Origin of the sequence: Tyzzerella sp. An114, assembly GCF_002161055.1 — a bacterium.
Taxonomy (GTDB): domain Bacteria; phylum Bacillota; class Clostridia; order Lachnospirales; family Anaerotignaceae; genus Fimicola; species Fimicola cottocaccae.
Genome location: NZ_NFLT01000001.1, coordinates 1 through 12448 on the forward strand (window position 1 = coordinate 1; position 12448 = coordinate 12448).

Annotated in this window: 10 protein-coding genes; 2 read left to right on the top strand and 8 right to left on the bottom strand. The window is 32.5% G+C overall.

The window, feature by feature from the left end; genetic code table 11:
• A partial coding sequence (locus B5E58_RS00005; protein ID WP_158097618.1) for an acyltransferase family protein occupies window positions 1-422 on the bottom strand: 422 nt, incomplete at its 3' end.
• Window positions 423-535: 113 nt separating this feature from the next.
• On the opposite strand from B5E58_RS00005, the gene B5E58_RS00010 reads away from it, so the two are divergent.
• On the top strand, window positions 536-1159 hold the full coding sequence (locus B5E58_RS00010; protein WP_088107630.1) for a VanZ family protein: 624 nt from the start codon (window positions 536-538) through the stop codon (window positions 1157-1159).
• A gap of 30 nt (window positions 1160-1189) precedes the next feature.
• Here the strand turns inward: B5E58_RS00010 and aroQ are convergent, their stop codons facing one another.
• The 6 genes from aroQ to B5E58_RS00040 form a co-directional block, all read right to left on the bottom strand.
• Window positions 1190-1633, bottom strand: coding sequence for a type II 3-dehydroquinate dehydratase (aroQ, locus tag B5E58_RS00015; protein WP_330395593.1), 444 nt, complete (start codon window positions 1631-1633; stop codon window positions 1190-1192).
• Between the two features lie 88 nt (window positions 1634-1721).
• The gene (locus B5E58_RS00020) at window positions 1722-2213 is read right to left on the bottom strand and encodes a peptidylprolyl isomerase (protein WP_088107961.1); all 492 of its coding nucleotides are present in this window, start codon (window positions 2211-2213) and stop codon (window positions 1722-1724) included.
• 79 nt (window positions 2214-2292) lie between these two features.
• On the bottom strand, window positions 2293-3108 hold the full coding sequence (locus tag B5E58_RS00025) for a metallophosphoesterase (protein WP_088107632.1): 816 nt from the start codon (window positions 3106-3108) through the stop codon (window positions 2293-2295).
• Window positions 3109-3236: 128 nt separating this feature from the next.
• Window positions 3237-3962, bottom strand: a complete 726-nt coding sequence (locus tag B5E58_RS00030) for a hypothetical protein (RefSeq protein WP_088107633.1) — start codon at window positions 3960-3962, stop codon at window positions 3237-3239.
• Window positions 3963-4658 carry a DUF1700 domain-containing protein gene (locus tag B5E58_RS00035; RefSeq protein WP_158097619.1) on the bottom strand — a complete coding sequence of 232 codons (696 nt, stop codon included), beginning with the start codon at window positions 4656-4658 and terminating at the stop codon, window positions 3963-3965.
• The gene (locus B5E58_RS00040) at window positions 4651-5004 is read right to left on the bottom strand and encodes a PadR family transcriptional regulator (protein ID WP_088107635.1); all 354 of its coding nucleotides are present in this window, start codon (window positions 5002-5004) and stop codon (window positions 4651-4653) included. Before B5E58_RS00040 ends, B5E58_RS00035 begins: the two co-directional genes overlap by 8 nt.
• A 217-nt stretch (window positions 5005-5221) precedes the next feature.
• On the opposite strand from B5E58_RS00040, the gene B5E58_RS00045 reads away from it, so the two are divergent.
• Window positions 5222-6409, top strand: coding sequence for a polysaccharide deacetylase family protein (locus B5E58_RS00045; protein WP_088107636.1), 1188 nt, complete (start codon window positions 5222-5224; stop codon window positions 6407-6409).
• 168 nt (window positions 6410-6577) lie between these two features.
• On the opposite strand, the gene B5E58_RS00050 is transcribed toward B5E58_RS00045, so the two are convergent.
• Window positions 6578-12193: a discoidin domain-containing protein gene (locus B5E58_RS00050; protein ID WP_088107637.1), complete on the bottom strand. Its 5616-nt coding sequence runs from the start codon at window positions 12191-12193 to the stop codon at window positions 6578-6580.
• Between the last annotated feature and the right edge of the window lie 255 nt (window positions 12194-12448).

Here is a 12448-nt window from a genome sequence, read left to right on the forward strand (position 1 = left end):
TAAGTATATATTATAGCAGACATATACCATAAATGTCCAGAAACATAATCTATTTTAAAAAAAGGACACTCATTAAATATTATAAATTTTAACATACTATTAATTGTAAACATGTTGTCTAAATCTATATAAAAAATATTGCTTATAATCATTTTTTCTAAAAAAGCTAATATAAAAAAAATTAAATATATATATATCAAATACTTCAAAATTTTTAATATCTGTCTTTTTAAATTTCCACTTTCAACAAGATTTTGATAAAAAAAACCACTTATCATAAAAAATAATGGTACGGCTGTTCTTATAATAGGCTCAATATATTTTTGTATGCTGTTTGGAAATTTTATGTGTATAAAAACTACAAAAACAGCACATATAAATCTAAGAACGTCTAAACCATTATATCTAATTTTATCTTCCATAAATATTTATCCCCCTTAAAATATATATTAAGAAAAATTTAAACTTTTTATAAACCTTCTCTTTAAAATATGGTGATAGAATATACTCATAATACAACAGAGGAGGTTTTTTAATGATAAGAATACACTCAGCGATACTAAACACAATTTTTTCTTACATAATAATGTTTGTACTTATAACACCTTTTTTAAAAAATTCAAAAAAGCACAGTACAGCCATTGAACACAGAACAGGAATTATACTTTTTTCACTTTTTATAATAACAGTTTTCAATATTACAGGAATACCTAATTTTGAGAATATAGCCTATTCACCAAATATAAATTTTCAACCTTTTAAGTATTTCTCAAGAAATTTTATTGAATACTTTTTAAATGTAATACTTTTTATACCTCTTGGATTTTTTCTTCCATCCCTTTGGAAAGGTTTTCAGAAATTCAAATATGTATTTATATCAGGCTTTATGATTTCAGCTTTTATAGAACTTTTCCAACTTTTCGCAGTCAGAGTTACAGACATAAACGATATATTTACAAACACATTAGGTGCAATTATAGGTTATTATTTCTACAAATCAACAAAAAAAGTAATACCAAACACAACAGAAGCCATGTGTCTTTCAGATACAAAAAACTCACTTTTTTTAAAGACAGAACCCTTTTTATATTTTACAGTCTGTTGGGCATCAATGTTTTTTATAAAACCTGTAATCGAAACATATATTTCATTTAGATAGAAAAAAGCCCTTTATTGGGGCTTTTTTATTTTATTTATCTTTTTTATTTTCCAAATAATTTTCAAGTGCCATAAGTGCCATAACATAGCCAAACTCACCGAAACCGCAAATCTGACCTATACAAGCAGGAGCAGTTCTTGAAATATGTCTAAATTCCTCTCTTGCATGGACATTTGATAAATGTATCTCAACAGTAGGTATCTCTGAATTTCCTTTTATTGCGTCATGTATAGCATAGCTATAATGAGTATATGCACCAGGATTTATTATAACACCGTCATAATTTTCAAAATATGCAGTCTGTAAAAAATCTATTATACCACCTTCACTATTACTCTGTAAGAGAGTAACTACATGACCTCTTTTTTCAAACTCATCTTTTATATAACGGCAAATATCGCTGAATGTTTTTGTGCCGTATATCCCCTTTTCTCTTACACCAACCATATTAAGATTTGGTCCATTTATAACCATAACTTTCACAAAAAATTCCCCCTAAAAAATAAATGTGTCTACATTTAAGCAGACACATTTTTATTTATATAATTATAAAAATTTTAAATTAACATTTTATAGGTTCAGGATACTCCTCGCCAAAAAGCTCAACAGTAACCTTTTTCATAACCTGAGGTTTCACAGGTTTATCACCGAAAGATGTTTTTGTCTCTGCGATTTTATTTACATTTTCAAGTCCCTCTATAACTTTACCGAAAGCAGCATAAGCACCGTCAAGATGAGGTGATTTCTCATGCATAATAAAGAACTGAGAACCAGCAGAGTTAGGCATCATTGTTCTAGCCATTGATATAACTCCCGGCTCATGGGCAAGGTCATTTTTAAAGCCATTCTGTGAAAATTCTCCTTTAATTGAGTATCCAGGACCACCCATACCTGTTCCATCAGGACAACCGCCTTGTATCATAAAGCCTCTTATTACTCTGTGGAATATAACTCCATCATAGAAACCTTTTTTTACAAGTGAAATAAAGTTGTTTACTGTGTTAGGAGCAACATCAGGATATAATTCAACTTTTATAATATCTCCGTTTTCCATTTCAATGGTTACGATAGGATTTTTTTTCAAATCAATCAATTCCTTTCAAATTATATTTTTATTTATTATATAACAAGGCTTATTCACTGTAAAGTGTGGTTACAGTAATTTCAGGTCTATTAAATATTCTGAAAGGAAAAACACTGTTTCCAAGCCCTCTACTTATAACCATAGCAGAGTTATCAAAATATCTTAAACCACTTGTATATTTAGGGAAAGCCCCTTGATTTGGTGCAAAAAGACCATCTGTAAAAGGAAGTCTTATTTGACCACCATGGGCATGACCTGTAAAAGAAAGGTCAACGCCCTTTTCATCATATACAGAGTACAATTCCGGTCTGTGGGATAAAAGTATTTTGAAATATCCTTCATTTTTATTAGACATATCTTCTATGACTTCATCAAAATCATAATTCATTCTTATATCTTTTATTCCCATAATAGCAATTTTATCGCCATTTCTATCAATATACTCATATGTATTTTCAAGTATATTGACACCTCTAATTTTAAGACCTTCCAAAAGTTCCTCATAAACACCAGAAGCATTTTCATGATTTCCAGAAACATAATAAACTGGTGCTATTTTTACAGCCTCATCTATAAAAATATAAGCATTATCAATATTTGTTCTGTTAGCGTCAACAAGGTCACCTGTTATGACTATAATATCAGCATCTGTTTTTTTCAAGTTTTTTATAAGGCTACTTTGATTTTTAAAAAACATTTTATTTTGTAAATCAGAAACTTGTGCTATTTTAAATCCTTCAAAGCCCTCAGGGACTTTTTCACTTTTATATTCATATTTTGTAACAACAATATCATTATCCTGCCAATAAAGAAAAACTGATACTGCCAAAACTGTTCCAAGTAATATTTTTATAAACTTCTTCATATAAAACCTCCTTTTTGTTATTATATACTATTATTTGTAACTTTTGTTAAAGTTCATAAAAAATTAATATTTATTTATGAAAATAGAAAAATAAAAAGCCCTGTACATTACAGGGCTTTTTATAAAAATTAATTCATTTCTGTTGTTGTTTGATTATTATATATTTCATTGTATAATTCTTCCCTCAAAATACTTATCTCAGTCATAAGTTCACTTCTCATGTTTTCCATTTCAATTCTTAAAGCATCATTTTCAGCCTGAATATCAGATATATTTTGATTAACACTTAATTCCATTTCTCTTTGATTTTCAGCTTCCATTTCAGCCTGAATAGTTTCTTTATTTGCAAAATCAATATTGCTATAAATCAATTGCTCAATATGATAATATTCCCCTTTTGTCTCAATCTCTATATTTTCAGGTATATATACAATTAAATCTGGATGATAAAAAAACTCTCTTGAAACAAACTGATTAAAAGTATCCTTTGTAAACCTCTTTGAATTTTCATAATCTTTTTCAATATCAAGATAAGCTATATTTCCGTTTTCTGTAAGCTCAACTTTATTTTCAATATAAGAAAAATTTCTTATATCCCCTGAACCTTCAAAAACTTCAACATAAAATTTACCATTTTTAGACTGTCTAAATCTTATATCACAATAATCATTTACCGAAATAACAGCTTTTGTAATATTAGTATTTGCTTCTTTTGTCTCCATTTTTGTTTGAACACTTGATATATCATTCATAAAAGACTTTATACCAAAAGGAAGGCATATGAGAAAAAGCACAAATGTTGCAAGCATAACAGCACCTGTATATATAGCTATTTTTTTCAAAACTCCATTCATTTAAAAAACCTCCTTTTTGATAAAAAGTGTATCAAAACCATATTTAAAACATTTTAAAGTATACTGTATTACAACTATAAAAAGTAGTGTCAACATCACAGCTAAACCAAGGACAAATATAGAACCAAAAACTCCACTGGCAATTATAAAACCTGACACAAATCCTATAACTGAAACACTAAACACAACTCCTCCAATTCCCAAAGCAGCACAGAATAAAACTGCACTACCTAAAATACCGAGAATTGTAAAAACTGCACCAATTATAATAAAACATAAAAATCCAAAGAAAATTGCTTTTACAATTGTAGCCATAAAATCAATAATAGATTGAAAAATTCCTTTTTCATTTCTTTTTACTCTAACATATGTTAAATCATCATCTTTTTCTGATTTTCTGCCTAAAAATTCAGTTTTTTCCTTTATATTTTTAACCACAGAAGATGCTGTGTCTTTTATTTTTTCCATTTCATCTTCATGTTTTTTTCTTCTTTCTTCTCTTACCTCATCTATAAATTGAGATGCTATAACTTCTGGGTCTCCCAATTTTGCTGATATTTCTATATCAGATTTATTTTGTCTTCTTCCATCTTCAAAATATTCACCATAATCCATAAGTATATCTTCTATTTCATCTCTTGAGAGATATTTTTTAAGGTACTGTTCAAGTTTCTGAAGATATTCTTCTTTATTCATATTCTGTTTCCCCCTCCATTTTTTCAAAATCATCATCAGATGAATTAAGAATATCATTTACCATTTTTGAAAAGTCTAGCCAGTCTGCTTTTATAGAACCAAAATATCCTTGTCCTTTTTCTGTTATATGATAATATTTTCTGGCTGGTCCTATTGTACTTTCCTTTAGATATGTGACAAAATACTCTTCCTTTGTCAATCTTCTAAGTATTGGATAAACTGTTCCCTCATTTATTTCCATATATGAAGCAATTTTCTGTACTATCTCGTATCCATACATATCGCCTTTTGCTATGAGAGCCAAAACGCACATTTCAATTACGCCTTTTCTGAACTGAGTATTCATTTTCTCCCTCCTTTGTACTGATTATAACACACTACTTTGTATTACACAATACTAAATACAAACAAGTATTAAACCTTAAAGAGTTCTTAAGAAATTATTTAAAGATTTGATAATAATAACAAAATTCTACATTAATATTTAAACAAAAATTACGAAACTTTTAAGGACTTTAAAACGTCAATATAATATAATTAGATATATAAGGAGGCGATAAATTATGAAGAAAATATTATACATACTAGCCCTTACAATATCAATGAATGCTTTTTCTTTAGCCGTCTATGCTGATGAAAAAGGATTTGACAAAACTATTGTTCCTACATATTCGGAAAGACAGAATTATTATATAGATAAAGGTGAACTTTCAACATATATATCAGAATTATATAAAGGTCTTTCAGGAAAAGAACTTCCTGAAGTCGAAAACACTTTTACGGATATAAATATCAACACTCAAGATTACATACCAAAATTAGTTTCTCTTGGAATTATGTCAAAAACTTCAGACACAGAATTTTCACCGGAAAAAACTTTGACAGGTGATGAATTTTCTAGTGTTATAACAAACACAATAAAATCTGTATATCCTGACATTGAAATAGGAGAAAGCTCCTATGAATTTTTAAAAACAAGAGGAATATGGGATAATACAGCTAAAAGAGACCAAAAAATCACATTGGGAAATGCAATAAATATGATTGATGCTACATTAAAATCTGCACCAGAATTTAAAATAGTTGAAGAACCAAAAAAAGAGTCCTCAAATCCTGTTACATATGACAAAATTGCATATTTAACATTTGACGACTCACCTTCTGAAAATACAATAAAGATACTTGACACATTGAAAGAATACAATGTAAAAGCAACATTCTATCTTACAGGAAAGGCAGACCCTGCAATTATTAAAAGAATGGTTGATGAAGGTCATGCAATAGGAAATCACACATACAGTCATGATTATGCTTATATATACTCAAGTGTTGATAATTTCTTTGAAGATTTTTACAAAGAAGAAGCATATCTTGAGTCTATAATAGGATATAAACCTAAATTGGTAAGACTTCCGGGAGGTTCAAACAACACAGTAAGTAATAAATATGGTGGAAGTCAGATTATGAAAGAAATAACAGCTGAATTAACAAAACGAGGATATATATATACAGACTGGAACTCTGAAGCTAAAGACGCCACAACAAAAAATATAACTCCACAACAAGTTAAAGACAACATATTCTCAACAGTATCAAAAAATAGAAATGCTGTTGTTTTAATGCATCAGACTGTTGGAAAAGAAGCCACAGCAGAGGCCTTACCTTCTGTAATAGAAGAATTTAAAAAATTAGGCTTTGGCTTTGATGTTATATCAGAAACCTCTTATAATACTCAATTTACTTTAAAATAACACAAAAAATCCGATAACAAAAGTTATCGGATTTTTTGTGTTATGTCTGATATTAAATTCAAACATATACATATTACAAGAGAAGAATTATGAAGTTTGTTTATTTAAAGAGTTGGGAGAAAATCTCCCAAACTCTTTTTTGTGTTTTTAAATTTTAATACAAATTTCTTATTTATTTTCTGTTGTCTCAGTTGTTGTCTCTGTGTTTTCTGTTGTTTCTTCTGTAACTTCTTCAGTTTCATCAACTTTATCAACTATTTCTGACATACGCATAACCATTGATGCAACTTCTGCACGAGTAGCTTTACCCTGTGGGTCAAGTTTTCCATCAACACGTCCTGAAATTATGCCATTTTCAACAGCCCAATTAACTGCATCTGTTGCCCATGTTGATATTGAAGCACTGTCTGTAAATTCAGCAGTTTTTTCAACTTTTGGTGAACCGTTGTAGCGATAAAGTATAGTTGCAAGCTGTTCACGAGTTATAGGACTATCCGGAGCAAACTCATCAGCTGTAATTCCTGCAACAATTCCTTCTGAAGCAGCCCATGCAATAGCGTCTGCATAGTATTTATCTGATGTAACATCTTTAAATGGAGATGCTTCTGTAACTTCTGGCTGTCCTTCTATGCGATAGAGTACAGTTGCTAACATTCCTCTTGTCATCTGCATATCTGGTCCAAACTGTGCTGGTGTAATACCCGCAAATATATTGTTTTCTGTTACATATTCAACAGCTTCTTTAAACCAGCTATTTTCAAATACATCTTTAAATCCTTCTACTATTTCTGGAGTTTCTGTCATTGGAACATCATCATCTTTAATTTCTGAGCTTTCTCCAGGTCTTGTTGGTTTTACAGTATAGTGTCCACCGCCTGATGATGTGTTGTTATCATCATTATTATTATCCTCTGTTTTATCATCGCCAGTAATTGTAAATGTCTTTTCAAATGTTCCTGTATACATTCCAGCACCTGTAATTATAACTTTAGCTTCTCCAGGAGCTTCATTATTTTCATATGAGAGTGTATAGTCAACATCTTTTTCAAGTAAGTATCCTTCAAATACAACCTTTGGTTCTGGTGTAACAGCTTTTCCGTCAAATTCAAATTTTTCTTCCATTTCAACTTTTGCTTCTGAAATATTTGGAGCTACACATACACGAATTTCTGCCGCTGACATAAATCTCTTACCAGAGTCAGTTGCTGTCTCAAGACCTTTAAGACGAACATATTTAGCTTCAACTGCATCAAATGTTACAGTTTTCCAATCAGCTTTTCTGTTCCATACTCCAGTAGCAACGTCTGTCCATTCTTCACCGTCCATACTTACCTGTATTAAGTATTTATCAACTGTACCATTGATACCATTTGGACGTGGAAGATATCTAAATCCACTTACAACAGTAGCTTCATCAAGTTCTACCTGTATCCAAGATTCATCAACTGAACAACCATTCCAGTTGCTATGCCATATTGATGTTGTATCTTCGTCAATAGCTTTCTGTGGACCTTCTCCACTCTGTGAACTTCCTGCTGTAACATTTGCATATTTATCAACAGATATATCATATTTTCCTTCTGTCATAACATTGTCAGTCTGTGCTGTTGTCATGACAACGTTGTCAATAAGACCTGTAAATGCATTTGTTGTACTTCCTATACGTGATACAGGAATACTGAATGATGAATTTGTAATTCCAGTTTTACCTTTAAACTGGCTGTTTGAGTTTTCATCTGGAAGGAACGAACCTACTGCACTTACTGTCTGTCCATTAACAATAAGTTTTGTTGATAATTCTTCACTTACTATTTCAACATCTACCCATTCATTTTCTGGTAAATCATAGTCAAATACATAATCATAAAGTTCACGTGAGAAACCAAGTTTCCATGTTGTAGCATCTTCGCTTTCACGTATAGCTTTTATAGCATAATCACCATAAGCATGGTCGCTTTCAAATATTACCTGTTCTAAAGCTCCGCCAGCTGTCTTTTTAACTTTGAATGAGAGTTTATCTCCCCAAGCCATTTTATCAAGACCAGTTGAAGCATAGCTTGAACCACCATTTAAGCTTAAAGCTCCATTGTTAATTTCAGCACCATTAAGTGTAAGATTATGATTATTTCCTGATTTATCGTTTAATGACTCAAAATCATAAGAAGCATAATCACGTGTTCCAGCTGCTTTTTCAACAGTGTTAAGAGGATTTGTTCCAGGTGCAAGACCTATAATTTTTCCGTCATCCTGTACTTCTTTAACTGTACGGTCAAGGCCGTCTCCACCTTCACCCCACATTTTAACACTTGCAGGAATGATTGCATCATACATACGAACAAATGTATCCTGCTCATTTATACCAGCAGCACGAGTGTCAATATTATCCTGCCATATAGCAAATGAACCACCGAGAACCTGACTTGAACTTGCAGGAAGTTTTGTTCCACCCATGTTATTAGGTGTCCAACTGTAAACAGCGTTAGGGTCAAGATAATCTCCATAGCCGCCTCTATTACCATTTCCATTAGGAACCATATACATAGGTCCGTCTGTTATATTTATAAGGTCAAATCCAAGGTCAAACATAGCTTTTGGATTTGCCCAACCTGTATTCCAAATATCAAGCTGTGCACCTTTAACGTCTTCAGGTGTAAATGGACTTTCTGAAGGATTGTTGCTCATACTTGTCAAACTTCCCCATACACGAACCTGACGTCCCATGTCTTCCTCTATAAATGTAATCATTTCTTTAAGGAAGTTACGATATGCAGGGTGGCTGTCATAGAATTCATCAGCACCAATATGAACAACTGTATCTTCATCACCAAATGTTCCATTTTCAATATATTCTCTAAATATATCTTTTATAACTTCAATAGCTTCAGGGTTTGAAATATCCATATGGTCAATCCAAGGACGACTTCCACCTGCTTTATGAAGTGCTAATTCTTTATAAACTTTAGCTATTGAGAGAGCATGAGCAGGAACGTCAATTTCTGGAACAACATTTACGCCCATAGCTTTACAACCATCTATAAATCCTCTAAACTCTTCATTTGTATAATAATAGTCTTTTGACTGAAGCTGATGTCCGTTGCCTTCTCTGTCTGACTCAAGACGGAAACCGTCATAAGCATTCCAAGCTGCCTCAATGCTGCCATAGTCTTCCATGAATATAAGGTTATCACTTAAGTGAACATGAAGGTCATTAAGTTTGAACCATTCCATTGTTTTTGCAACCTGTTTAAGCATATCCATTGAGAATGGTTTACGTCCAACGTCAATCATAAATCCACGAAGTCTAAATTCTGGATAATCTTTTGCAGTACCTTGGTCAATAGTGTGAGCATCTCCGCTTAATGTGAGAGCCTGTAATACTGAACGAGTACCCCAGTTAATACCTGTTGGATGAATAGCTGTTATTGTAACGAAGTTTCTTACCTTCATTTCATAAGTCTCATCATCGTATCCCGGAAGGGCTTCTGTATCTTTTATTGTAAGATAAATATCGCCTTTTTCTGGCTGACCTGTAACTATTTCAAGGTTCCAACCAAACATATTAAGTATATCAGCCTGAAGGTTTTTACTTACTTCTCCAAGTTCTGAAGCTCCAGCACCTAAAACAATACGGCTTTGTGATGTAAGTTCAAATACTTTTCCTTCCTCATCAGATGAGCTGTACCATTCTGTAATTTCTGGAACAACTTTAGGTTTTGCATTTCCTTCATTTTCAGAATGTTGTCCCGGTATTGTGAGAACACGAGCCATATCTATGGCTTTATCCTCTGGGTCAGACTGATTTACTGCTGTAATATCAAATTCAATGTTCATATCAACAAGAGGTGTATAAATTGTGCCATCAGCACCTACAACCTGCTCATAGTTTGCCGCAAAAGTAATATCAAATCCCTCTGTAAGATTTTTTGCAACTACTTTTCCGTCCTCTATCTCAAGAGTAACTTTTTTAGCAACATTTGCTGCTGTATCTTTAGGAACTTGTTTTTCCTGATATGCTTCAAGTTCATACATTGAAACATTGTTCCATCCTGAGTTTGAATACTCTGCAATTCTTACTCTCAAATACTTAGCATCAACAGCTTTATCAAAGTTTATTGTTTCACCAGTTGATGCGTCAGCTTTTTCAGTGCGAGTTGCCTGTGTTGTCCATTCTTCTCCATCAAGAGATGTCTCTATATAATATTTACTTGCATTTGATTTCGAAGTATTAAGTCCAGCTTCCCAATATATAATAACACTATTTACAGAACGTATCTTTTTGAAATCAAGAGTTATTGTAGGCTCTTTTGCATTCATGTTTGTAGCCCAACGAGAAGGTTTGTCTTTTTTGTTTCCGTCAATAGCCTTATCTGCTGTAAACTGTGTTCCATTTTCATAGTCTGTTGCACTTGCTGTTGTGCCTTCATAACGAGCAAGGTTTGTTCCTTCTGGAGCTTTTACAGCCTGACTTGGAGCTTCTTCTTCCTGAGCTTCCTGATATACTTCAAATTCATACATTGAAACATTATTCCAACCTGAGTTTGAATACTCTTTAATTCTTACTCTTATGTACTGTGCTTCAACATCTGAATCAAAGTTTATTATTTCTTTAATAGCTGCACCTGCTGCTCTTGTCTGTGGAGCTTGTGGTTTTTCAGTGCGAGTTGCCTGTGTTGTCCACTCCTCTCCATCAACAGATGTTTCTATGTAATATTTACTTGCATTTGCAGTGTCTGCTTCAAAACCAGCTTCCCAATAAATAACTGCACTTCTTATTGAACGAAGAGCACCAAGATCAAGTGTTAATGTAGGCTCAGATACATCTCTGTTTGTAGCCCAACGAGAAGAACCATCTGTGTGATTTCCGTCAATAGCTTTATCCGCTGTAAACTGTGTTCCAGTTTCATAATCTGTTACAGTAGCTGTTACACCTTCAACTGTTGCAAGATTTGTTCCTTCTGGAAGTTTCTCAGCTCCACTTTCCTCTCCGCCTTCAACTTTCTGGTCTTCCTGATAAACTTCAAGTTCATACATTGAAACATTATTCCAACCAGAACATGAATATTCAGCTATTCTTACACGTATATACTGTGCTTCAACTGCATTATCAAAATTAATAACTTCTGGAGTTGCTGCATTAGCTTTCTCTGTGCGAGTTGCCTGTATTGTCCATTCTTCTCCGTCAACTGATGTCTCTACATAATATTTGCTTGCACTTGCAACCTGTTCGCCATATCCAGCTTCCCAGTATATTACTGTGCTTTTTATTGAGCGAAGTGTTCCAAGGTCAAGAGTTATTGTAGGTTCAGAAACATCAACATCAGTAGCCCAACGAGAAGGTTTTTCTGTGCGGTTTCCGTCAATAGCTTTATCTGCTGTGAAACTTGTTCCAGCCTCTGAATTTGTAGCAGTAGCTTTTACACCTTCAACTCTTGCAAGATTTGTTCCTTCCGGAAGTGTTTCAGCTGCTTTAATTTCAAGAGTAGTAGCTATATCCTCAATTAATTCTGCATTAATTACAGTTCCTTCTGTTTCTTCTGTTTTTTCTGTCTCTCCTGTTACAATTCCATCTGTTTCCTCTGTTTCTTCTGTCTCTCCTGTTACAGTTCCTTCTGTTTCCTCTGTCTTAGGAGTTTCTTCTTCTGGCTTTTCTATTTCCGTTGCCTCAATAGACTCTTTTCTAAAATCATCAGCAATTTCTGTTGCAATAGCTGATACCCCTGTTCCAAGAGTCATACATGATGCCAAAAGAAGCGAAATACTCTTCTTATAGAAATTCTTTTTCATTTTTTATCCCCCTTTTTCTATAAATACCCTAATTAAAACAATTAGGTTTAAAATTCCAGACAAAAATAAAAAAAACCAAACCATAAAAACTCAGTATCACATTTTATATAAAAGAATAGAATAATACTGCGACTTTATGGTTCGGTTTTGCCTGCATTACCAGTAACAATCCGAATAACGAATTTTACTTATGGATAAAGCATATCATGAAAATAAAATAGTTTAAATAGGCAAATTAGACATACTTTTTCAAAA

Coding starts and splice junctions, on each gene's coding strand:
- B5E58_RS00010 (WP_088107630.1), top strand. CDS start 536: ATGATAAGAATACACTCAGCGATACTAAACACAATTTTTTCTTACATA.
- aroQ (WP_330395593.1), bottom strand. CDS start 1,633: ATGGTTATAAATGGACCAAATCTTAATATGGTTGGTGTAAGAGAAAAG.
- B5E58_RS00020 (WP_088107961.1), bottom strand. CDS start 2,213: ATGGAAAACGGAGATATTATAAAAGTTGAATTATATCCTGATGTTGCT.
- B5E58_RS00025 (WP_088107632.1), bottom strand. CDS start 3,108: ATGAAGAAGTTTATAAAAATATTACTTGGAACAGTTTTGGCAGTATCA.
- B5E58_RS00030 (WP_088107633.1), bottom strand. CDS start 3,962: ATGAATGGAGTTTTGAAAAAAATAGCTATATATACAGGTGCTGTTATG.
- B5E58_RS00035 (WP_158097619.1), bottom strand. CDS start 4,658: ATGAATAAAGAAGAATATCTTCAGAAACTTGAACAGTACCTTAAAAAA.
- B5E58_RS00040 (WP_088107635.1), bottom strand. CDS start 5,004: ATGAATACTCAGTTCAGAAAAGGCGTAATTGAAATGTGCGTTTTGGCT.
- B5E58_RS00045 (WP_088107636.1), top strand. CDS start 5,222: ATGAAGAAAATATTATACATACTAGCCCTTACAATATCAATGAATGCT.
- B5E58_RS00050 (WP_088107637.1), bottom strand. CDS start 12,193: ATGAAAAAGAATTTCTATAAGAAGAGTATTTCGCTTCTTTTGGCATCA.